Here is a 21,145-nt window from a genome sequence, read left to right on the forward strand (position 1 = left end):
TGCACCGGCCCGGGGCAGAAAGTGGGAGTACTTCCGTAGCCTGAGACGCTCCGTTCCCGGGCGCCCCGGCAGCGTCAGGCGCTCAGAAGTGGTGGCTCCGGAGGCCGCCCAGCAGGACGTCGAGTTGCTTTTCCTGTTCGGCCGGCGCAGCCGGCTTGATCTTGCCGTGGTCGATGGCGTAGGTCTCGAGGACGGCATCCATCTGTTTGTCGAGCAGGGTCCAGGTGGTGTTGTTCACCGCCTGCAGGGAGGTGGCGTCTGCGTCCCAGTCGTCGCGCATCGTCTGCACGGTGGCATGCGAGGCCGCGGCCGTCCCGGCGCGGTCCTGAGCGATCGCCTTCTGAGCGAGGTTCTCGTACTTCGTCACCGCCGCGGCCGCCTGGCTGCTGGTCAAGGCCGCCTTCGGGCAGGCCGGCAGCGTCTCGCTCTGACCGGTCGGGTCGCAGGTGACGTGGGGCTGATTGTGCGCCCAGATCATCAGCGCGACGGTGGCGGCGGCGAGTACGCCGAAGGCTCCCAGCCCGATGCGTTCCTTGCGCGGGTTGGTGATCACTGACGGTTCGTGGGTGATCTCGTGGGTCTCTGCGACGTCGCTGCGGCTGATCGCCAGGTAGATGACGGTTGCCAGGATGGCGCTGAGGAAGATCAGGCTCGTGGCGAAGGTGCCCAGACCCAGTCCGACGGGCTCGCCGGCGCTGGCCGGGGTCTTCGGTGAGGCAAGCCAGTCACCGATGTTGGCACCGAGCGGGCGGGTGAGGATGTAGGCCAGCCAGAACGACAGGACCGGGTTGGCGCCGAACCGCCACAGCCCGGCGATCGACGCGATGAGGGCCAAGGGCAGGAACACCGACTTCGCGGGCGTCCAGTTGGTCAGCTCCAGTGTCCAGTCCCCGGTGGCCGTGCCCAGCGCGAACGTCACCAGGACGGTCAGCCAGTAGAAGGCTTCTCGCGGGAAGGTCGTGATGCTGTGGATGGACAGGGTCCGCTCGCGCAGCCACCACACCCCGAAGACGATCGCCAGCAGAATCGAGAAGACCGTCGAGCTCAGCCACAGCGGGACGTGCAGTTGGTCGGTGAGCATGTCGGTATACAGGGTGCCGGTGACGCTGACCACGACGACGGTGAGCCAGTACGGGAACGGACTGTAGCGCCTGGTGCGGAACTGGATCGTCAGCGCGACCACGAACACCACGGTGAACAACAGCATCGTGCTGGTCAGACCGAAGCCCAGCGTGGTGTTGATGTAGTCGGCGAAACTCTCGCCCACGGTCGTGCAGAGGATCTTGATGATCCAGAACCAGACCGTGACCTCGGGCACCTTGTTCAGCAGGCGGCTTCCCCTGGCACCTTGCGGGGTCACGGTGGTCGTCGGAATTGTCATGCCGCGACACTAGCGTCTACAAGCTTGTAGTCGCTACCGTCGCAGCGAGACCGCACCCGCGTGGACCCGTTTGGACCCTCCACTGCGATCAGCGGCGGCACAATCCTGGCTGCCGGACTGGCACTCGGTCTGGCCGGACTCGTCTACTGGGACCGTTTCATGGGCCGCCGCAAGAGCCGCGGTCTCTCCAAGGGCCCCGGCGCAGCCGCGGTCAGCGAGCTGGCCCAGCCGACGCGTGCCAAAGCCGGCAGCCTCGCGCTGATGATCGCCACCGGTATCGGGCTGCACAATTCTGCCGAAGGTCTGGCCATCGGCAACTCCGCGGCCACCGGTGAGATCTCGCTGGCCGTGCTGCTGATCATCGGATTCGGCCTGCACAACGCCACCGAAGGCTTCGGCATCGTCGCCCCGCTCGCCGCCGAACCCAGTCGTTGCTGCCCGCGCGTAGATCCCCGAAGGTGGTGAAGCGGAAGGCGGCCCGCTCCCGTCCTGGGCGGGTGCGGAAGGTGCCGCGCACCGGGGCGGCGCCACCGTGCGCGGCCTCGTAGACGTAGGAGGTGTCGGGGCGCATCCCGCGCAGGGCCGCACGGTGGGTGTAGGTCTCGACCTTGTTCAGACCGTCGGCATAGACCCTGTCGCTGCTGCGGCGCGACGACTACGACAGCTACCAGCAGATGACCAACGTCAACCTGCCGCTGCCGCAGACCCCCATGGCACAGAAGGTGTCCCGGCTCATCGACCGCCGGCTCAGCGCGAACACCCGCAAGAAGGGGGACCCGACACGGGCCGGCATCACGGTCAGCGGCTGGGGCCGGCACGGGAAGACCGCCACCGTCTGCAGGGTCGTCGCCGCGTTCGAGGACCGGTGGCTGCGGCCGCACAACCCGGTCAACCCGGCGTCCGTCGCGGGCACGGTGAACCTCCACTCGCCGGTCGCCTACGTCCAGGCCCCGGTCACCGCGACACCGAAGAGCACCTGCGTCACCATCTTGAGCTTCTTCAAGGCACCCGCCCGGAGCCTGAGCCGGGCCCTCATGGGCCTGGACGTCACCTTGATCCTCACCGGGGTGAACATCCCGGGCACCGGACTGCTCCGCGAAGCACGCTGGCACTCCAAGCAGCGCTCCTGGGTGATGCCGCCGCTGGAGTCCGCCCGCGTTCACGGTCTGGAGGTCATCCAGACCCAGCGGCGTTTCGAGCTCGGGGAACTCGACCGGTTCCGCTCCACCGCAGCGTCCGGGATCCAGGCGTTCGTGGACCAGCTCCAGGGCGTCGAGGAACACCTGCGGCTGCTGGACGCACGCGCCGGGATGCTCACCGAAGGGACCATGCCCGAGTACCTGATGCGCCGAACCAGCGGGGTCGTGGCCGCCCGGGGAAGAATCCGCCCCTGGAGGAGCGCCTGCACGGTCGCCGAGCCGATCCACCCCTGCTGTTCCAACGTCTCACCGACCACGTTGCCGGCCAGCCGCCCGTGGACTGCCCCGCCCGACGCAAGCGCTTCGCGAACTGGACGCTCTCCGAGCCGGACATGCAGAAGATCGTCGAGAACTATCCCGGCAGACGCCGATTCATCGTCGGCGGCTCACAGAGGGGGCGCGGATCCGCACCGGCTTCGCCGCCCTGATCTGGTGCCGGCTCACCGGCAGCAAATGGTGCCGGGCGCCGGACCTGCAACCGCTCCCCATCCGGGGAGTCGACGTGGTCGATTCCGCGGTCATCCACCCACTCCAAGGCCGCAATCCAGCGCATCAACCCCTCTACACCTACCTCCACTACCTCCTGCCGGACTACGCCAGCACAGTCCTCAGCCACGCGGATCCGTGATCGAAGGCTGCCGCTCGGCGGAGCTACCCGTTCCAGGTCCATGACGAAGCACTGCGGACCCTGGGGCAAGCAGCACAGTTGGCAGGTCACCACCTTGGTCGCCATCGCCGCTGATGCTGCGCTGTGGGTAGTTGGCGGAGTGATCAGCTGTGGTCAACGGCTGCGGGGCCGTCGTCCCGGTCGGCGGCGTGCGGCTCCGGTGGCTGTCCACGGTGCGATGAGCGCGGCGGCCATGGAGACGGAGGCCAGGAGGAAGAAGAGTGGTCCGTATCCGCTGAGGGGCGCGACCAGGGCGGCGCCGGCGAACGGTGCGAGGGCTGCGGCGGTGGTTGCGGGTGCCGCGAGGAGTCCGGACAGGCGCCCGTAGTGGGTGGTGCCCCAGCGGTCGGTGACAGCGGTGGCCTGGAGGAGGGTGAGGTTGCCGCGGACCATGCCGGCCGCGACCGACACGGCGAGGATCAGGGCGTACGGGCCGGGGACGGCGGCGAAGGCGGCGGTGGTCAGTGCGCCGAGGGCGACCAGGATCGTTGCGCGGGCCGTGGCGGTGGTGCGCCGGGCGATCGCGGCGTACAGGGTGCGGCCGGCAGTTTGTCCTGCGCCGCCGATGCCCAGTGCCCAGGCAGCCTGGGTGGTGGTGTATCCGCGTTCCAGGAGGAGGGGGACGAGGGCGATGACGACGGCGTACATCGCGAAGCCCGACAGGGTGAAGGCGGCGGCGAGCAGCAGGAACGGCCGGCTGCGCCCGATCTCGGCAGCACCTGCGGCCGTTTGTGCAGGGCTGGTTGGGGCGTCGGGCCAGGGTGCGCGCAGGGCCAGGGCGTGGGCGGGGATGGTGATGGCGGCGAGGGTGCCGGCGAGCACGAGGTAGGTGTTGCGCCAGGACAGGTGGTCGGCGAGGGCGGCCGTGAGGGGTGCGAAGACGGTGGAGGCGAGGCCGCCAGCGAGGGTGACGGTGGTCAGGGCGCGGATGTGGTCGGGTCTCCACCAGCGGGTGAGGGCGGCGAAGGCGGGCTGGTAGAAGGTGGCGGCCATCGCGAGTCCGGCCAGCAGCCAACCGGCGATGAAGACGGGGAGGTTGGGTGCGGTGGCCACGATGAGGATGCTGAGCACGCCCAGGCCCGAGCCGGCGGTCATCACGGTGCGGGGGCCGTGCTGGTCGATGATCCGGCCGACCCGTATTCCGGCGATCGCGGAGACGAGCAGGGCGGCGGAGAACGCCGCGGTGGTCGCGCCGGCCGGCCAGCCGGTGGCGTGGGTGATCTGCGGGTTCAGCACGGGGAAGGCGTAGTAGACGATGCCCCAGCTGGTGATCTGGGTGGCGCACAGCGCCGGCAGCGCGGCGCGGGGCCGCGACCGGTCCCCCGTTCCGGTCGCGGCCCCGCGCTGGGGGGTGTTGATGTGGGTCACGAGCTGCAGCAGCCGCCCGCCCGCGCCTCTTCGGCGGCCGCTGCGGTGGGTGCGCCGACGCCGAGCTGGACGAGGGCGGGCGCCGGGGCGCAGCACCCTGCGCCGTCGGCTCCTTCGGCGGCCGGGGTGTCGAAGAGGCCGGCGCCGCCGCAGACTCCAGTCTCGGGGAGGGTGAGTTCGACGCGGTCGGCGGATTCGAGGTCGCCGGCGATGGCGGCGGCGATGGAGCGGACCTGCTCGTAGCCGGTCATGGCCAGGAAGGTCGGGGCGCGGCCGTAGGACTTCATGCCGGCCAGGTACAGGCCGCTTTCGGGGTGGGACAGCTCGCGGTGGCCGTGGGGGTAGACGGTGCCGCAGGAGTGCTGGTTGGGGTCGATCAGCGGGGCCAGCGGGGTGATGTCCCGCTCGATGAGCTGGGCGGCTGCCGCCAGGCCGATCGGGTCAGCGCCGATCACGACGACGGGCAGGGCTTGGGTGGATGCGTTCACGACAGGCTCCCCATTGTCTCGACAGTTATCGATGCCTGGTGCCGCCACGATGACACCCTGAATCGACGAACGTCAACATAGACATCTGTCGAAGCGAGAGGGATGGGGCCATGCCCACGAAGATGCCGCCGCTGCTGGAGCCGGAGGCCGTGGCCCTGTGCTGCCCGCCTCTGTCCGAGCGCCCGCTGACGGCGCAGGAGGCCGAGCGGACCGCGGTCATGTTCAAGGCATCGACGAGGGCAACGCCACTTTCGAGACCACCGCGCCGACGTGGGCGCAGTGCGACGCCGCGAAGCTGCTCGGGCACCGCTTCGCCGCGCTCGACACCGACGGCAGGCTGCTCGGCTGGGACGCCGCCGCCCGCGTCTCGGAGCGCCGCGCGTACGCAGGCGTCGTCGAGCACTCCGTCTACGTCCACCCCGCCGCCTGCGGCCGCGGTGTCGCCGGGCAGCTCCTGGCCGCGCTGATCCACTCGACGGAGGCGGCGGGGATCTGGACGATCCAGTCCGGGATCTTCCCCGAGAACGCCGCCAGCCTCGCCGTCCACACGCGGGCCGGCTTCCGGGTCATCGGCACCCGCGAGCGCGTCGGCCGCCACCACGACGTGTGGCGCAACGTCGTGCTGGTGGAGCGCCGCAGCCCGCGGATCACCTGAGACGACGTCCCGGGCCGACGACGGTTCAGGCGCGGCTGGTCCACCGCGCGGGTGCCGGCGGTGACGATGTGCTCGCGGGCGCCGCGCAGGGCCAGGGAGGCAAGGGGGGCCAGTGCGGGGCGGAAGCCCGTGCACCAGATGACCGCGTCCGCCTCCGCGACGGTGCCGTCGGCCCATTGCACGCCGCTCCTGGTGAGGCGGGTGAACATCGGCTTGGCGTACAGGAGTCCGGCGTCGCGGGCGGCGCGGACCGGGGGGATGCCGGTCTGGGAGGCATCAAGCGGCCGGGCAGGGAGGAGAACTGTGCCGGGGAGAACAGGCGCAGGGAGTCCCAGGTGTGCTGCCAGGCCCCGCCCGGTGCCGCCTGGGCGACGAGGATGACGAACACGATGCCCAGGCGGCGATGGTGGTAGCCGGCGGCAATCCCGGACTGGCCGCCGCCGATCACCACCACACCCACGGTGCGGGTCACGGTGCCGTCGTCACCGCGTCCGCAGCGAACCTCTTGCGCCAGGCGAGTGCGACGTAGACCAGGCCGATCAGGACCGGTACTTCGATCAGCGGGCCGACGACGCCGGACAGGGCCTGGCCGGAGGTGACGCCGAAGGTGGCGATGGCGACCGCGATGGCCAGCTCGAAGTTGTTGCCCGCCGCGGTGAACGCCAGTGTCGCGGTCCGGTCGTAGACCAGTCCCAGGCCCTTGCCGAGGAGGAACGCGCCGAAGAACATGATCGCGAAGTAGACGAGCAGCGGCAGGGCGATGCGGGCGACGTCGCCGGGCTGGTGGGTGATCGTCTTTCCCTGGAGGGCGAAGAGGATGACGATCGTGAACAGCAACCCGTACAGCGCCCACGGCCCGATCCGCGGCAGGAACTTGGTCTCGTAGCTCTCGCGGCCCATCTTCTGCTCGCCGATCCGGCGGGTCAGGAACCCGGCCAGCAGCGGGATGCCGAGGAACACCACGACGTTGACCGCGATCTTCCACACCGGCACGTTCAGGCCCTGGCCGTCGCCGAGCCCGAGCCACCTCGGCAGGCCGTCGAGGTAGAGCCAGCCCAGCAGGCTGAACGCGAGGACCTGGAAGACGGAGTTCAGCGCGACCAGGACGGCTGCTGCCTCCCGGTCGCCGCAGGCGAGGTCGTTCCAGATGATGACCATGGCGATGCAGCGGGCCAGGCCGACGATGATCAGGCCGGTGCGGTAGGCGGGCAGGTCCGACAGGAAGATCCATGCCAGGGCGAACATCACCGCCGGCCCAACGATCCAGTTGATGACCAGCGAGGAGACCATCAGCTTCTTGTCGCCGGTGACGCGGTCGAGGCGGTCGTAGCGGACCTTGGCCAGCACCGGATACATCATGATCAGCAGGCCGACCGCGATGGGCAGGGAGACACCGCCGATCTCCACCTTGGCCAGGGCGCTGTTCAGCCCGGGGATCGCCCGGCCCAGACCGATCCCGACGCCCATGGCGATCAGGACCCACACCGCGAGGAAGCGGTCCAGGGTGGAGAGCTTTCTGACGATCGAGTCCTCCCCGGCAACCGGGGCGGCGCCTTGGGCGGGGGCGGTGGTGGACTCGGTGGAGGTCACGGGCAGGCCCTCTTGTTCTCGGCAGCGGTACGGGCGGACTCGGCGAGCGCAGCGAACTGCTCGGACAGCCCGGCCAGGACCTCGGGACGCAGCTTGTAGTAGACGAACCGGCCGCAGGGCTCGGTGTCCACCACCCCGGCCTCGCGCAGGACCTTCATGTGGTTGGACAGGTTGGTCTGCTTGGCGCCCGTCTCCTCGACCAGGTGCGTGGTGCACAGGGTCTCGCGGGCGAGCAGGGTCACGATTCTCAGCCTGAGCGGATCGGCCAGAACCCGGATCAGATCAGTGTCGACTGATGTCATCATGGGCTGATACTGTCACATCACTCGGCACTGACACCAGTGCGAGCTGAACTGTTGGGCCCGTCGAGAGGGTACCCATGTCCGTCTCACCACCGCCCGCCTGGCCCGACGAGCGGCTCCACACCGGAGCCGCCCGCCTCGCCGCCCGCCACCAGGGCCACTTCTCGGCGGAGACCGTGCAGCAACTGCTCCCCGACTCCTACCGGCTCCTCGCCGACAGTGCCCGGGGTCCGCACCCACCTGGTGGTACCGGCCGAGCGCCTCACCGGTGAGCGGCTCAACGCCCTGGCCCACACCCGGACGCCGGACATCGGCGGGGCCGTGCGGGTGCTGTTCCTGTGCGGGCAGGGCGCCGGCCGCTCCCAGCTGGCCGCCGCCCTGCCCGCCCACCGGCGTGGTCATCGAGGCCGCCGACTACGTGATCACCATGGGCTGCGGCGACGCCTGCCCCGTGGTCCCGGGCCGGCACTACCTGGACTGGGACGTCGCCGACCCCGACGGTGCAACCCTCGGCACCGTACGCGAAATCCGCGACGCCATCGACGCCCGCGTCACCGACCTGCCGGCCGCCCTCCCCGGCGCCTGACCGCCCTGCTTTCACCCTCTGCTGATCCACTTCATCAAGGGAAGAACGATGTCCGACAAGCCTTCCGTCCTGTTCGTCTGCGTTCACAACGCCGGCCGCTCGCAGATGGCCGCCGCCTGGCTGGCCCATCTGGCCGGAGACCGCGTCGAAGTCCGCTCCGCCGGCTCCAACCCGGGCGACGCGGTGAACCCCGCCGCCGTCGCGGCCATGGCCGAGGTCGGCATCGACATCTCGACCGAGACCCCCAAGATCCTCACCATCGACGCGGTGCAGGAGTCCGACGTCTGCATCACCATGGGCTGCGGCGACACCTGCCCCGTCTTCCCTGGCAAGCGCTACCTCGACTGGGACCTCGAAGACCCCGCCGGGCAGGGCGTCGAGGCCGTCCGCCCGATCCGCGACGACATCAAGACCCTCGTCGAGGGCCTGATCAAGGAGATCGCCCCGGAGCCCGCAGCGTGAGCGAGACACGGGATGTCGTCATCGTCGGCTCCGGCCCCGCCGGATACACCGCCGCCTTCTACACCGCCCGCGCCCAGCTCAAGCCCCTGCTGTTCGGCAGCAGCATCTTCGTGGGCGGCTCGCTGACCACCACCACCGAGGTGGAGAACTTCCCCGGCTTCCCCGAAGGCGTCGACGGCCCGGTCCCCATGGAGAACATGCGGGCCCAAGCGACGCCCTTCGGCGCCGAGATGATCGACGACGACATCGTCTCCGCCGACCTCACCGGCGACGTCAAGCTGCTCACCGACTCCGCGGGCACCGTGCACCGCGCGAAGACGGTGATCGTCGCGACCGGCTCCGGCTACCGCAAACTCGGCCTGCCGAAGGAGGACGAGCTGTCCGGGCGCGGGGTGTCCTGGTGCGCGACCTGCGACGGGTTCTTCTTCAAAGGCACATCGTCGTGGTCGGCGGCGCGACGCCGCCAAGAGGAAGCCACCTTCTCACCCCCTTCACCAAGTCGGTCACCGTCGTGCACCGCCGCTCGACCCTGCGCGCCTCGAAGGTCATGCAGGACCGGGCCTTCTTCGGCGATCCGCCGCCGCACCGGCGTCTCATCCCACGTCGACCGGCTGACGAACTGCTGCAGCGCCTGCATGTTCCCATCCGGCAGCCGCTCGGCCATCGGCTGGATCGACTTGCGCCGCCCGTCCACTATCAGCCCCCGCGGGTAGCACTCACCCCAGCGCCGCTGATCCCGCCGCGGCACCGACGCGAACACATCACCCACGAACTCCGCCAACTCACCACGCAGACGCTCAACCTCGACAAGCTCGATACGAAGGAAATGCCCACTACCAGGCATGACCACCCGACGTAACGAAGCACTACTAGGGGGCGGGCATCTCGCGATCCGGGGAGGTGCCCGCCTCGGCTTCCCGCCCGCGTCTACCAGGCGGTTGCTCCGCCGTCGACGGCGTAGTTCGCGCCGGTGATGTAGGAGGCCCGATCCGAGGCGAGGAAGGCCGCCAGTTCGACGATCTCCTCGGGGCGGGCGAACCGCTTGAGCAGCGTCTTCCTGGTGATCGCGTCTCGGGCCGCCTGGTTGTCGCCGAGGTCGCGGTCACTGGCCGGGGTCAGGACCGGACCCGGGCTGATCGCCACCGCACGGATCCCCTGGGGCGCGCCCTCCAGCGCCAGCTGGCGGGTCATGCCGATGACGCCGGCGTTGGCGGCGGTGTGGGCGATCATCGGCGGATTGTGGCCGGCGATGAGGCCCGCCTCCGAAGCGACGTTGATGATCACGCCGCCGCCGCGCCGGACGAGATGGGGCCAGGCGTACTTCGACACGAGGAAGGGGATGTCGAGTTCACCGGCCAGTGTCGCGCGCCAGTCCTCGAAGGAGAAGTCCGGTATGGGGCCGAAGCGCTGCATGGCCGCGTTGTTGTAGACGACGTCGAGCCCGCCGTAGGCGGACGCGGCCCGCTCGACGAAGCGACGCACCTGGTCCTCGTCGGTGAGGTCGACCGGGGCGATCCCCGTCATCTCCCCGCCCGCCCTCCGCACGAGCTCGACCGTCTCCGCGTTGCCGGCCTCCTGGATGTCGGCGCCGATGATCCGTGCGCCCTCCCGCGCGAAGACCAGCGAGGCGACTCGGCCCTGACCCCCGCCGGTTCCCGTGATGAGCACTGCTTTCCCGTCGAGCGTTCCCATGGCTTTCTCCTGCCGATGACTCTCGGTGACTCCTCCGCTGCGGTACCGGCGTGAAGCGCCGGCGGCGTGTGTGCCACCGGATACGTGGGCGCGCGCAGCGCGCGGGACAAAGACGACCCTCCGGCCCGGCGCACCTGCGAAAATGCTTGACTCGTCAAATATATTTCCGGCAGACGGGCCGATTCCGGGAATTAGGCACCATTCCCGCAGACGCGGACCCCCTCCGGGTGAGCTGACCTGCAACGATGGGACTTGTCTCACGCGTGCAGCCATACACGAACTCGTCAGGAAAAGTACGGCACCACCGCCGGCGGTATGCGACAACCCCGCCAGCCGACAACTGGTCCCTCTGTCCGCCTGGAGACAACTCGCAGCGCTGCTATCACCCGGCACGAGCAGCCGCCAGCCCCCGGGCGGACCGGCCCCTGGCTACCTGCGGCAAGGCCTCGGATAGGTTCGCGTGGGCTACGTTCACCGCATCCCGCGGGTCCGGTCGCAGCCCCGTTCCGGTGCTCGTGTGGTCTTCGGCTGCGAGGTTCAGCGGCCGTCGCATGACGAGGCGTTGAATACGGCAAGCTGCTCGGTGAAGGCGCGGGCGCCGCCCTGGGCCGGGTGGCGGACGGGCGTCGCGGCGATCCCGGCGCGGGCAAGGGCGCCTTGCGCTTTGCGGCCCGCTGCAAGGAATGTCGTGATGCCGAAGGCCTCCGCCAATACGAGAACCATCAATGAGCGGGAGCTCGCACTGCTGTTCGGGGTATCCAAGTCGGCGGCGGACCGGATCATCGACCACCTCGGGCCGATGCTCGCGCTCCAGCCCCGTCAGCGTTTCGCCAAGGACACCGTGCTCCGCGGACGGAACCTTGGTCCCCACCCGGGATCACACCATCGCCGAGCGGTCGAGGAACTACCGGTACTCCACCAACCATCGGGTCGTCATCGACGCCGACACCCGGCGCGTCGTCGTGGTCGGCCGACCGCTCGCCGGGGACCGAAGCGACTGCAAGGCGTGGGAGGAATTCGGCGCCAAGGCCGCCATCGGCAAGACCCTCGTGATCGCCGACGGCGGTTCCCCCGGCACCGGACTCGTCATCCCACACCGTCGCGGGCGCGGCCAGACCGAACTGCCCGACTGGAAAGAAGAGCACAACCGATCCGACAAGCAGGTCCGGGCCCGGGTGGAGCACGTCTTCGCCCGTACGAAGACATGAAAGATCCTCCGCGATTGCCGCCTCAAGGCAGACGGTATCCACCACGCGATGCTCGGCGTCGCCCGGATGCACAACCTCGCGAGCCCTCTTCGCCGGCCTGCTCGGCCGCAGGGACTGCAATCTCCGCACCGGCCGCACCCGCCGCAAGAGGCAGCGCCGCGGCGTCCCGTCGCCGAACAAGATCAAGAACATGACTCTGATCCACGAGCGTCCGCTGCAGGTCAACGACCGTACACAACCGGGTCATTGGGAAGGCGATCGTGCGACACGAAGTTGCACGAATTTGAGTGGACTGACCGATTGGAGAGGCGGTTGATGAAGCCGTAGGTGCAGTCACGGGTCCTGTCCGTATGACCCGTCCCCGCCCTTGACGTGCGATGCCGGTAACGGCGTGGTGCGAAGCTCAGGGGAAAGCCCAAGGACTTCCGTTCCATCCGGGAGTTACCGGCAAGGGGAAGACCGGACGGGTGAAGTACATGAACTCCCGACGATGCCTCGCGATCCCAAGTCCCGCCGATGGAATGCGTGAGTGGGGTGCATGGCTAGCCGTTGAGAAGCGGCAGGCGCTGGCCGGTAGAGGTCACTCCGGCCAGGTGGACACCGTCGCCTCGGGGTAAAGGGAGCACCCACCCCGGTCGTATCTCATTCGTGTGGAACGTGGAAACCCCGTTGGGGTCCGGGCCGCTTTGGCTCGGTCGGCCGACCACAAGGAAGGCTCAACTCCCCAGCGGGAACAGGACGGCCCAACAAGCTAGTGCCGGAAGCCGAAAGGAAGCGGGAACCCGGGGCAGCACGACGACCGGCCTCTCCGCCGGTCGCCTCGCATAACCGTCCGGATACGGGTGCTGCCCGACCCGAAAGGGTGCTGACGTGGGCCGGGTGAGCCTGTGCGGAATCACTGAGCAAAGACGACGGAACCGAGGGGCAAGTTGGGCACCTTGCAGATCGTGGACGGATCGGCCTCGGCCCTTCCTGCTGCTTCTGTTCCGGTGAACGGACCCGAGGGCGAAGACTTGGACTGGGCGTCGGTTCACTGGCGGCGGGCCGAGGAAGACGTACGGCGTCTGCGGCAGAGAATCTTCACGGCATCGCAGGCAGGGGATCTGAAGAAGGTCCGCAATTTGCAGAAGTTGATGCTCCGGTCCCGCTCGAACACGCTCGTGAGCGTGCGGCGGGTTACGGAGATCAATGCTGGACGTGCGACGGCGGGAGTCGATGGAAAGGTGGTGCTGCTTTCCCAGAGCAAGGCCGCATTGGCCCAGTGGGTTCAGCACCGTGCCCGGCCGTGGATTCCCAAGCCCGTCAGGCGGGTGTTCATCCCCAAACCGGGGACCATGAAGAAGCGCGGACTCGGGATTCCCGTGATTGTCGACCGGTGTCTGCAAGCTGTGGCGCTGGGAGCATTGGAGCCCGAGTGGGAAGCGCGGTTCGAGCCGAAGTCCTATGGCTTTCGGCCCGGCCGCGGCTGTCACGACGCGATCGGGGCCATCTACTCCACGCTCAACGGGAAGAACCCGCAGCGTGTGTGGGTACTCGACGCGGACCTGACGGCGGCGTTCGACCGTATCGACCACGCCCGGCTCATGGCCGCACTCGGCACCTTCCCCGCCCGGGGACTGGTCCGTCAGTGGCTGAAGGCCGGGGTCGTGGATCGCGGTCGGTTTGCCCCGGCCGAGGAGGGAACTCCGCAGGGTGGGGTGATCAGCCCATTGCTCTTCAACGTGGCCTTGCACGGAATGGAGGAAGCCGCAGGGGTCCGCTATTACACCGCCGGCAGAGATGCCGGGAGTGCGCAAAGCGGCAGCCCCGTGCTGGTGCGGTACGCAGATGATTTTGTCGCGATGTGCATCAGCCGTGAACAGGCCGAACAGGTCAAGGAACGGCTGGCTGCATGGCTGACGCCCAGGGGACTCGCCTTCCACGAGGACAAGACACGCATCGTCCACGCGGAGACCGGGTTCGACTTCCTGGGGTTCAACGTCCGCCGCTATCACGGCAAATTGCTAATCAAGCCGAGCAAAGCGGCTCAGAGACGGATCCGGGAACGGCTCAGCACCGAAATGGTGGCCCTGCGAGGGGCCAACGCCGGTGCGGTACTCAAGAAGATCAACCCGATCGTGCGGGGTTGGTCGGCCTACTACCGGACGGTGGTGTCCAGCGAGATCTTCACGGCGCTGGACAATCACATGTGGAAGCTCGCTTACAAGTGGGCCAAACACAGTCACCCGAACAAGCCGAAGCACTGGATTTCCGACGAGTACTTCGGCCGGTTCAACAGGACCAGGAACGACCGGTGGGTGTTCGGTGACCGCGACAGCGGCGCCTACCTGCTCAAGTTCTCCTGGACGAAGATAGTCCGGCACCAGTTGGTCAAGGGGAAGGCGTCCCCGGACGACCCTGCCCTGGAGTCATATTGGGCTCAGCGGCGCCGCAAGGGAAACCCTCTACCGGTCGATGCTATGACCGTGCGTCTGCTACAGGCACAGCGCGGCCGTTGCTCGATCTGCGGAGGACTCCTACTGCACGCCGATCACCCGCCGCAAAGCCCACAAGAATGGGAAACGTGGCGGGCCGTCATCCGGAAAGCGATCTCCAAGAAATACATCGCGTTCCCGGACGAGAGCGCGCAGGACGGTCAACGAATCCGTCTCCTCCACACCCATTGTCAACGGCGGAATGGAGCCGCCGCGATGAGAAGTCCAGCACCTTTGTCTGCCGACGAGCCTTTGGGGGCTTGCTTGAGCCGTGTGCGGTGAAAGCTGCTTGCACGGTTCTGAGGGGGCGGGGACGCAGTAATGCGTCCCCGCTACCCGACTCATCTTCGGCCACGGCCAGGGCTCGGCAATCGGCACCCTGGTCGAGCGCACCACCCGCTATGTCCAACTCATCCATCCTCCCAGCGGCTGGAAGGCACCACAGGTCCGCAACGCGCTCGTCGCACAGACCGCCCACATCCCACCCCCGTTGCGGAAAACCCTCACCCGGGACCAGGGCCGCGAGCTGACCCTGCACGAGGAGATTGAGGCCCTCAGCGGCTTCCGGATCTACTTCTGCGACCCCCACTCACCCTGGCAGCGTGGCACCAACGAGAACACGAACGGCCTGCTTCGGCAGTACTTCCCCAAAGGCAGCGACCTGTCCGCCCACACCGCCCGCGACCTCGGCGACGTCGCCCGGCAACTGAACCGGCGGCCCCGACTCATCCTCGGCGACAGCACACCTGCCGCGGCCATGAAAGGATGGCTCACACGCCCACCGACCAGAACTGCTCGACGAACGCCATCGAGTCCGTCAGCGCCCGGATACGCAAGGCCGTCCGTGCACGCGGGCACTTCCCCACCGAAGCCGCCGCCCTGAAGTGCGTCTACATGGCACTGATGAGCCTGGACCCGACCGGCAAGGGCCGCAAGCGCTGGACCCTGCGCTGGGAGGCACCCCTGAACGCCTTCCAGGTCGCCTTCGAGGGCCGGCTCACCCCGGTCAACAACCGAACCCCAACAACCAAGATCAGCCGTTAACTGGACACACCCCATGGGCACCGGGCTCCCCCCGGGGCCCTGGCACCGAGCCCGGATGCTTCCGCTCCGTCCCGGCCGCCGGGCGGCGCGAGGGCTCGTACAACCCCCTGGCGACCCCGGCCGTCTGATCACTGACGGCAAAGGAGGAGCACCGGGTGGACGGTCGAGGCGGTACGCGGTGGCGGGTCGCGCTGGGGGCGGCTGCGGCGAGCTTGGTGCTCGTGGCCGGGTGCGGGGGGACCGGTACGGGCAGGGAGGGGGTCCGCGCGGACTCCCTCGCCTTCGACGGTGCCTTCCTGGACGGCGTCACCGTCGCCCCCACCCCAGCCGGCGACGAGCCGCAGACCCGCTATGTACGGGTCCAGCTCGTCCACAGCAGAACGGGGTTCGGTGCGGCCCCGGTCGAGGTCACGGCCGATTCCTCGGGACTCGCTGGGGTGGCCGACATGCGCTGGCCCCGCTCGTGCAGGATCACCGGGGCCAAGGCGGTCTGCACCACCCCGCGCTCGCACGAAGGGGTGCGGCGGTTCGCCGAGATCGACATCGGGGTCCGCCCGCTGCCCGGGGTGCCCAGCGGCACCACGGGCCAGATCGTCCTCGGTCTCACCGGGCCGGACGGCAGGACTCAGACCGTGACAACGCCAGTGCGGTTGGCCGACATCGCCGCGCTCGCACTGGTCGTGGCCGCACCGCCGCCGATCGCTCCGGCGCCGGGAAACGGACTGCCAGACCTCGCGCCAATCGTGGTCAACCGGGGCCGCCGGGCCGCGTCCGGCGTCATCTTCACGGTGACGACCAGCGCCCGGCTCTCAGTGGCGCGCAAATACTCCAACTGCCAGTACTCGCCTGGCGTGGCCGACTGCCGGCTCGCCCAGACCCTCGAGCCCGGCGCCGCCTACCGCTTCACCAGCAGCCTCTCCCTCAGGTCCGCGCCGGACGCCTACGCCGAGCAGCTCGCACTGAGGATCGCCCCGGGCGACGCGAACGTCACGCAGCGGCCGGGCGACCCCGGCCACGGGCCGGAGTTGCGGCTGGAGAAGATCCCGACGGGGCAACGGCCTCCGGCGGGCGGCGGGAACGGTGACGACGGGCTGTGGGACGCGTCGCTGCTGTTCGACTCCGCCGCGGACTTCGCGGTGTCGGCGCCGCCAGTCAGTGTCCGCAAGGGCGGGACAGTGCAGGCCACCGTGTCGATCGTCAACCACGGACCCGCCTCTGTCGAGGCCCCATACTTCGAGGACAGCCCGGCCGTGGTCGACGTCGCCGTCCCAGCGGGCACCGCCGTGGTGGAACCGGCTCCGCCTGGCTGCCTGCCGCGCGACGGCACCCGGCGCATCTACCGCTGTTCCGCCCGAACCGGCGAGGACATCGAATACCCCAGGACCAACGCGGCCTTCGACGCCAACACCCACCAGGACTTCACCTTCACGCTCCGGGCCACCACGTCCTTCGCCCGCACCGCGGGGCGGATCGCCCTGCTGACGACGGGACCTGACCGCGTCCCGATGCCTTTCGACCACCACCCAGCGGACAACACCGCGGACTTGGTGGTCTCAGGCGCGGCCTAGAGGGTGTTGCAGATCTGTGCTGGCGGGCGTGGTGGTGTGTGCATCGCGCTGGTGTTGATCACGTGCTCAGGGCGAGGTTGTGCATGGTGGCGACGGCCTGGACGGCGTGGTGGAGGCCGGTTCCTTTCTGGCGGCAGTCGCGGAGGATCTTGTAGGTCTTCATGCGGGCGAAGGTGTGCTCGACGCGAACTCTGACCCGTCGGTGCTCGGCGTTGTCGGCTTCCTCACCGGGCAGCAGTGCCCGGCCGGGGCGTTTGCGGTGCGGGACGACCAGTCCAGTGTTGGTGTACGCGCCGTCGCCCAGCACCACCGCGCCTTCGCACTGTTCGGGCAGCCCGGAAGCCCGCCAGACGTGCGCGTCGGCCCGGTTGCCCGGAGCAGGCCGGGCGGCGGCCACCACCAGGCGTGTGTCTGCATCGACGATGACCTGCACGTTCGCCGAGAACCGGCAGTTCCTCGACGAGGCCGCGATACTCCGGTCGCGCACCGGGACCAGCGTCCCGTCCGCGATCCACAACCGCTCCACACCCTCCTCACGGCGGGGCACCGGCTCCAGCGCGAGCAGCGGACCCGGCTTCTGCACCACCGGCAAGACCCCGAACAACGGCGCCAACTGCCGCATCGTGAGCGTCGTCCGGTAATGGACCGCCACCAGCAGCCCCCGGTCGGCCAGCGGCAGACACCACGGCCGGCCCAGCCGCGGCCCCTCACCACCCCGCTCCCGCACCACCGCAGCAACCGGCCGAACGCCTCCACCCGCAACCCGGTGAACACCTCCACCCACACGCTCTTACTGGTGTGGCGACTGCGCGCCGGCACGTTGTTACGCGGACGCGACGCAGCGGAAGCCGATGTCGTCGTCCTGCATCGTCGCCCTGGCCGCGTTCTCCCGTGACGGCGCGGCACGCTCGAACGGGCTGCTGAACGCCGACTCGTATCGCCTCGCACTGCGGTCAGGAAGGCGGAACTGGATCCGATGCTGGCGGTGAGCACTTCGAGGACAGGGTATTCCCCGCCGACCCCCACGCCTGGAAGCTCGTTCACTACCGTCGAGGCTGCGGGCCTGATGATTTGATGCATCGGACGATCACTAATGCAGACTACGCAGTTCCCCGCCCTACCTGCTCCCAGCCGGCAGACAACGAGAGGTGCACGCGACAGGAGCCGAGGCGGTCAGGTGGAGTGCGGGTCAGCCAGGAGCACTACCCCGCCCGCCTCGATGTCGGAGCCGAGCACCGGTTGACTGGAGTCAGGCTCCGGCGCGAACAACGCAGACTCCAAGGGCTACGGACCGACCAGCAGTGCGGCCAATTCGCCTCGGCTGGCCGACTGGTGCAGATCACTGACCTGGCCGTCACCGACTTCGATGACCCGCCACACCCCGTCCGAGCGAAGGGCCACGTCGGTTGTGACGAACCGGCATCCTAGGCGCCGCACTGCAGGCTCGATGTGGTCAAGGTCGGGCACCAGCCCGCGCCCAAACAGGCTATCCGGATGGGGCGTCAGCAGCCTGGGTTCACCATCCAGCCACCAGACGCGCACTTCAGCCGCGACGGACTCAAGCCGCGAGAAGGCCTCGAAGGCGCGGAGAACGATCCCACCGGCCAAGAACTCCTCTTGCAACTCTACAAAGTGCTGGACGACCCGAGTCAGCTCCACGGCGTTGGCGAGATCGGGAATGAAGCACGCCTGCTCCCACTCGTGCTTGCGGGATTTGACGTAGTCCTTAACGATTCCCGGGCCTGGCGGCAGGAGCTCGGCGAGAGCGGTCAGGTCGTCGGCGATCAGCATCTCACCGGGCTTCGTGGGATGCCACACGCTCGCGGGCGTGACGTCGACGAACGGCGCGTACCAGCCTGGCAGTTCGTGAGCAGTGCGGTATTGCTCCGGTGTCACGAGCAGTTCGGTGCCGTGTCGGCTCAGGGCCTCGGCCAACGCGGCGTATCGATCACTGGGAATCATCCATCCTCGGTACCAGGCACTTCCCAGCCCAGCCGGAACTTGCGCAACCGCCTGTTGTGCGTCGCCATGCAACAGGGCGTCGTGGTCGATCAGCGCTACTGTCCCGCCACAGGCGCGGACCTCCCGGGCCTCCAGCGTGAAGTGTTCGTCTACGCGTCGAGGGTTCAACGAATCACGGCAGTACAGGACGGGCGTCGACATGACCGACACGCTACGGAACCTCCAGCTCTCGGGCCAATGGGTTAGCTTGACGCCGGCGGGGGCGGGCGTGCGGGGTTCCGTACGCCCGCCCCGTGCCTCAGGTCGATGTTTGGCTCCGCCCGTGCGCGAAGCGCCCCCTTTCGCGCCATACCGGGCGGGAGCTCCCGGCTGGTTGGCTTGGTGCCGCGGCCGGGACGCCTGCTCACGGGCGGCCGGGCCGCGTACCAGTGTCGAGACGTCCGGATCGGCCGAGAGGCCGGGCGGCCGTGTGACCGAGTGGAGTACGCCATGAGCGCTCCCGTGAACGCCGCACCGCGCCGGCTGCCCGGGCCGCCGACTCTCACCCGTCCCCGCCGCCGCGGGGCCATCCCCGGGCTCAGATACCGACCCGCCGTCCCCGCGGACCCGGTCAAGGTCGCCGAGGTCGACCGCAGGCTGGAGGCCTGGGCGCGGGAGCTCGACCTCTTCCCGCCGGCCTGGAAGGGCGACTTCGCCGGCTTCCAGTTCGGCCGGGCGGTGGTGCTCCAGCACCCGCGCGCCGTCGACCTGGACCGGCTGACCGTGGCCGGTGAACTGCTGCTCGCCGAGAACCTGGTCGACAGCTGCTACTGCGAGGAGGACGAGGGGCGGGGCGGGTCGCACCGCGGGCTCGGCGGGCCGCTGATCCTGGCCCAGTCGGCCATCGACCCCTTCCACGCCACCCCGCAGCTGGAGGCCGAGTGGCAGCGGGGCGTGCGGACCGACGGTCCGCTGCGCTCCTACCACTGGGCGATGAAGGACTACACCGCCTTCGCCACCCCCAGCCAGGCAAACCGCTTCGTGCACGACATCGCCCGCCTCCACCTGGGCTACCTCGCCGAGGCCGCGTGGGCCGAGACCCGGTACGCGCCCGCGGTGTGGGAGTACCTGGTCATGCGGCAGTTCAACAACTTCCGGCCCTGCCTGTCCATCGTCGACGCCGTCGACGGCTACGAGCTGCCCGAGGTGGTCTACGCCCGCCCGGAGATCCAGCGGATCACCGCGCTGGCCTGCAACGCCACCACGATCGTCAACGACCTCTACTCCTTCACCAGGGAGCTGGCGAGCGACCCCGATCACCTCAACCTGCCGCAGGTGGTGGCCGCCAACGAGGGGCACGGCCTGAAGGCGGCCTACCTCAGGAGCGTCGAGATCCACAACGACGTCATGGCCGCCTTCGAGGAGGAGGCCGCCGCGCTGTCGGCGACCTCGCCGCTGGTCGAGCGCTACGCGCTGAGCCTGTCCGACTGGGTGGCCGGCAACCACGAGTGGCACGCAACCAACAGCCACCGCTACCACCTGCCCAACTACTGGTGACCCGGGGACCTCCGCGGGCACCCGCGTCCTCGCGACGCACGTACGCACACCAGCACAGCACCAGCACCATGAGGAGCCACCGTTGGCCATCTCCAAGTCCGGCGCCACCGCATCGCTGCCCGCCCAGTCCACGTACCAGAGCCGCGTCGCGGACTACTGGAACGCCGAGAAGAACCCGGTCAACCTCGAACTCGGCGGGATCGACGACCTCTACCACCATCACTACGGCGTAGGCGACGTCAAGTGGTCCGTACTCGACGAGGCCGATCCCGTCCGGCGGGGCGAGCGGGTCACCGCGGAGCTGCACCGGCTGGAGCAGGCGCAGGCCGAGCTGCTCGCCTCCCACCTCGGACCGCTCTCCCCCGCCGACCGGGTCTTCGACGCCGGCTGCGGGCGCGGCGGCGGCAGCGTGGTGGCGCACCAGCGCTACGGCTGCCACGCCGACGGCGTGACGCTCTCCACCACGCAGGCCGACTTCGCCAACGGTCAGGCCCGCGCCCGGGGCATCGACGGCAAGGTGCGCTACCACCACCGCAACATGCTCGACACGGGCTTCACCACCGGTGCGTACGGGGCGTCCTGGAACAACGAGTCGAGCATGTACGTCGAGCTGGACCTGCTGTTCGCCGAGCACGCCCGGCTGTTGCGCCGCGGCGGACGCTACGTGGTGATCACCGGCTGCTACAACGACACGTACGGGCAGGCCTCCCGGGAGGTGTCGCTGATCAACGCCCACTACATCTGCGACATCCACCCGCGCTCTGCGTACTTCCGCGCGATGGCCCGCCACCGCCTGGTGCCCGTCCATGTCGAGGACCTCACGCAGGCCACCATCCCGTACTGGGAGCTACGCAAGACCGCCGAGCACCTGGTCACCGGCATCGAAGACACGTTCCTGACGGCGTACAAGAACGGCAGCTTCCAATACCTGATGATCGCGGCGGACCGGGTCTGACCCGGAGA

General features: G+C 69.0%; 17 protein-coding genes and 9 pseudogenes. 14 read left to right on the top strand and 12 right to left on the bottom strand.

The window, feature by feature from the left end; all coding sequences use genetic code 11:
* Positions 1-82: 82 nt before the first annotated feature.
* Positions 83-1,381, bottom strand: coding sequence for a COG4705 family protein (locus tag OG702_RS08615; RefSeq protein WP_327288261.1), 1,299 nt, complete (start codon positions 1,379-1,381; stop codon positions 83-85).
* A gap of 159 nt (positions 1,382-1,540) precedes the next feature.
* Between OG702_RS08615 and OG702_RS08620 the strand changes: the two genes are divergently transcribed.
* Positions 1,541-1,846, top strand: coding sequence for a hypothetical protein (locus OG702_RS08620; RefSeq protein WP_327288262.1), 306 nt, complete (start codon positions 1,541-1,543; stop codon positions 1,844-1,846).
* 472 nt (positions 1,847-2,318) lie between these two features.
* Here OG702_RS08620 and OG702_RS08625 read toward each other — a convergent pair whose 3' ends face one another.
* The 3 genes and pseudogenes from OG702_RS08625 to OG702_RS08635 form a co-directional block, all read right to left on the bottom strand.
* Entirely contained in the window at positions 2,319-2,456 is a 138-nt protein-coding gene (locus OG702_RS08625; protein ID WP_327288263.1) for a hypothetical protein, read from the bottom strand.
* Positions 2,457-3,361: 905 nt separating this feature from the next.
* The gene (locus OG702_RS08630) at positions 3,362-4,615 is read right to left on the bottom strand and encodes an MFS transporter (RefSeq protein WP_327288264.1); all 1,254 of its coding nucleotides are present in this window, start codon (positions 4,613-4,615) and stop codon (positions 3,362-3,364) included.
* A pseudogene (locus tag OG702_RS08635) lies at positions 4,612-5,004 on the bottom strand (flavoprotein); the annotation flags it as partial. The gene OG702_RS08630 and the pseudogene OG702_RS08635, both read right to left, overlap by 4 nt.
* Positions 5,005-5,332: 328 nt before the next feature.
* Here OG702_RS08635 and OG702_RS08640 point away from each other — a divergent pair.
* Positions 5,333-5,758: a GNAT family N-acetyltransferase gene (locus OG702_RS08640; RefSeq protein ID WP_327293146.1), complete on the top strand. Its 426-nt coding sequence runs from the start codon at positions 5,333-5,335 to the stop codon at positions 5,756-5,758.
* A 23-nt stretch (positions 5,759-5,781) separates the two neighbouring features.
* Here OG702_RS08640 and OG702_RS08645 read toward each other — a convergent pair.
* The 3 genes and pseudogenes from OG702_RS08645 to OG702_RS08655 form a co-directional block, all read right to left on the bottom strand.
* A pseudogene (locus OG702_RS08645) lies at positions 5,782-6,230 on the bottom strand (pyridine nucleotide-disulfide oxidoreductase); the annotation flags it as partial.
* Positions 6,227-7,348: an ACR3 family arsenite efflux transporter gene (gene arsB / locus OG702_RS08650; RefSeq protein WP_327288265.1), complete on the bottom strand. Its 1,122-nt coding sequence runs from the start codon at positions 7,346-7,348 to the stop codon at positions 6,227-6,229. The gene arsB and the pseudogene OG702_RS08645, both read right to left, overlap by 4 nt.
* On the bottom strand, positions 7,345-7,653 hold the full coding sequence (locus OG702_RS08655) for an ArsR/SmtB family transcription factor (RefSeq protein ID WP_327288266.1): 309 nt from the start codon (positions 7,651-7,653) through the stop codon (positions 7,345-7,347). Before OG702_RS08655 ends, arsB begins: the two co-directional genes overlap by 4 nt.
* Before the next feature lie 74 nt (positions 7,654-7,727).
* Between OG702_RS08655 and OG702_RS08660 the strand changes: the two genes are divergently transcribed.
* From OG702_RS08660 to OG702_RS08675, 4 genes and pseudogenes are all read left to right on the top strand, one after another.
* Positions 7,728-7,922 carry a hypothetical protein gene (locus tag OG702_RS08660; RefSeq protein ID WP_327288267.1) on the top strand — a complete coding sequence of 65 codons (195 nt, stop codon included), beginning with the start codon at positions 7,728-7,730 and terminating at the stop codon, positions 7,920-7,922.
* Positions 7,923-8,044: 122 nt separating this feature from the next.
* Positions 8,045-8,236 (top strand): hypothetical protein, encoded by a 192-nt coding sequence (locus tag OG702_RS08665; protein WP_327288268.1) that lies wholly within the window; start codon positions 8,045-8,047, stop codon positions 8,234-8,236.
* Between the two features lie 48 nt (positions 8,237-8,284).
* A complete protein-coding gene (locus OG702_RS08670) occupies positions 8,285-8,698 on the top strand; it encodes an arsenate reductase ArsC (RefSeq protein ID WP_327288269.1) in 414 nt (137 codons plus the stop codon).
* Positions 8,695-9,275, top strand: a pseudogene (locus OG702_RS08675) (NAD(P)/FAD-dependent oxidoreductase); the annotation flags it as partial. The gene OG702_RS08670 and the pseudogene OG702_RS08675, both read left to right, overlap by 4 nt.
* On the opposite strand, the pseudogene OG702_RS08680 reads toward OG702_RS08675, so the two are convergent.
* The 3 genes and pseudogenes from OG702_RS08680 to OG702_RS08690 all read right to left on the bottom strand — a co-directional run.
* Positions 9,264-9,542 (bottom strand): annotated as a pseudogene (locus tag OG702_RS08680) (transposase); the annotation flags it as partial. The pseudogenes OG702_RS08675 and OG702_RS08680 overlap by 12 nt on opposite strands.
* Positions 9,543-9,625: 83 nt before the next feature.
* The gene (locus tag OG702_RS08685) at positions 9,626-10,390 is read right to left on the bottom strand and encodes an SDR family NAD(P)-dependent oxidoreductase (RefSeq protein ID WP_327288270.1); all 765 of its coding nucleotides are present in this window, start codon (positions 10,388-10,390) and stop codon (positions 9,626-9,628) included.
* A 537-nt stretch (positions 10,391-10,927) separates the two neighbouring features.
* Positions 10,928-11,173 (bottom strand): hypothetical protein, encoded by a 246-nt coding sequence (locus tag OG702_RS08690; protein WP_327293488.1) that lies wholly within the window; start codon positions 11,171-11,173, stop codon positions 10,928-10,930.
* Here OG702_RS08690 and OG702_RS08695 point away from each other — a divergent pair.
* From OG702_RS08695 to OG702_RS08715, 6 genes and pseudogenes are all read left to right on the top strand, one after another.
* Positions 11,121-11,679: pseudogene (locus OG702_RS08695) on the top strand (transposase); the annotation flags it as partial. The gene OG702_RS08690 and the pseudogene OG702_RS08695 sit on opposite strands and share 53 nt — an antisense overlap.
* Positions 11,669-11,857: pseudogene (locus tag OG702_RS35440) on the top strand (IS30 family transposase); the annotation flags it as partial. The pseudogenes OG702_RS08695 and OG702_RS35440, both read left to right, overlap by 11 nt.
* Positions 11,858-12,545: 688 nt before the next feature.
* Complete coding sequence (gene ltrA / locus OG702_RS08700; protein WP_442814700.1) at positions 12,546-14,354, top strand: group II intron reverse transcriptase/maturase; 1,809 nt, start codon at positions 12,546-12,548, stop codon at positions 14,352-14,354.
* 58 nt (positions 14,355-14,412) lie between these two features.
* Positions 14,413-14,823: pseudogene (locus tag OG702_RS08705) on the top strand (IS30 family transposase); the annotation flags it as partial.
* Positions 14,824-14,864: 41 nt separating this feature from the next.
* Positions 14,865-15,116, top strand: a pseudogene (locus OG702_RS08710) (transposase); the annotation flags it as partial.
* 155 nt (positions 15,117-15,271) lie between these two features.
* Positions 15,272-16,684 carry a hypothetical protein gene (locus tag OG702_RS08715; protein ID WP_327288272.1) on the top strand — a complete coding sequence of 471 codons (1,413 nt, stop codon included), beginning with the start codon at positions 15,272-15,274 and terminating at the stop codon, positions 16,682-16,684.
* A gap of 58 nt (positions 16,685-16,742) precedes the next feature.
* Here OG702_RS08715 and OG702_RS08720 read toward each other — a convergent pair.
* Positions 16,743-17,503 (bottom strand): annotated as a pseudogene (locus tag OG702_RS08720) (transposase family protein).
* A 465-nt stretch (positions 17,504-17,968) separates the two neighbouring features.
* Complete coding sequence (locus OG702_RS08725) at positions 17,969-18,847, bottom strand: ATP-grasp domain-containing protein (protein ID WP_327288273.1); 879 nt, start codon at positions 18,845-18,847, stop codon at positions 17,969-17,971.
* A gap of 288 nt (positions 18,848-19,135) precedes the next feature.
* On the opposite strand from OG702_RS08725, the gene OG702_RS08730 reads away from it, so the two are divergent.
* Both OG702_RS08730 and OG702_RS08735 read left to right on the top strand, forming a co-directional pair.
* Positions 19,136-20,182: a family 2 encapsulin nanocompartment cargo protein terpene cyclase gene (locus OG702_RS08730; protein WP_327288274.1), complete on the top strand. Its 1,047-nt coding sequence runs from the start codon at positions 19,136-19,138 to the stop codon at positions 20,180-20,182.
* Between the two features lie 82 nt (positions 20,183-20,264).
* Complete coding sequence (locus OG702_RS08735; RefSeq protein ID WP_327288275.1) at positions 20,265-21,137, top strand: geranyl diphosphate 2-C-methyltransferase; 873 nt, start codon at positions 20,265-20,267, stop codon at positions 21,135-21,137.
* The last annotated feature ends 8 nt before the right edge of the window (positions 21,138-21,145 follow it).

It is taken from the genome of Streptomyces sp. NBC_01198 (genome assembly GCF_036010485.1).
In the GTDB taxonomy this organism is placed as follows: Bacteria; Actinomycetota; Actinomycetes; order Streptomycetales; family Streptomycetaceae; genus Actinacidiphila.

Bases quoted from the DNA above. Each gene is read 5' to 3' on its own strand.
- OG702_RS08615 (WP_327288261.1), bottom strand. From the start codon at position 1,381: ATGACAATTCCGACGACCACCGTGACCCCGCAAGGTGCCAGGGGAAGC.
- OG702_RS08620 (WP_327288262.1), top strand. From the start codon at position 1,541: ATGGGCCGCCGCAAGAGCCGCGGTCTCTCCAAGGGCCCCGGCGCAGCC.
- OG702_RS08625 (WP_327288263.1), bottom strand. From the start codon at position 2,456: ATGTTCACCCCGGTGAGGATCAAGGTGACGTCCAGGCCCATGAGGGCC.
- OG702_RS08655 (WP_327288266.1), bottom strand. From the start codon at position 7,653: ATGATGACATCAGTCGACACTGATCTGATCCGGGTTCTGGCCGATCCG.
- OG702_RS08660 (WP_327288267.1), top strand. From the start codon at position 7,728: ATGTCCGTCTCACCACCGCCCGCCTGGCCCGACGAGCGGCTCCACACC.
- OG702_RS08670 (WP_327288269.1), top strand. From the start codon at position 8,285: ATGTCCGACAAGCCTTCCGTCCTGTTCGTCTGCGTTCACAACGCCGGC.
- OG702_RS08685 (WP_327288270.1), bottom strand. From the start codon at position 10,390: ATGGGAACGCTCGACGGGAAAGCAGTGCTCATCACGGGAACCGGCGGG.
- OG702_RS08690 (WP_327293488.1), bottom strand. From the start codon at position 11,173: ATGATCCGGTCCGCCGCCGACTTGGATACCCCGAACAGCAGTGCGAGC.
- OG702_RS08725 (WP_327288273.1), bottom strand. From the start codon at position 18,847: ATGTCGACGCCCGTCCTGTACTGCCGTGATTCGTTGAACCCTCGACGC.
- OG702_RS08730 (WP_327288274.1), top strand. From the start codon at position 19,136: ATGAGCGCTCCCGTGAACGCCGCACCGCGCCGGCTGCCCGGGCCGCCG.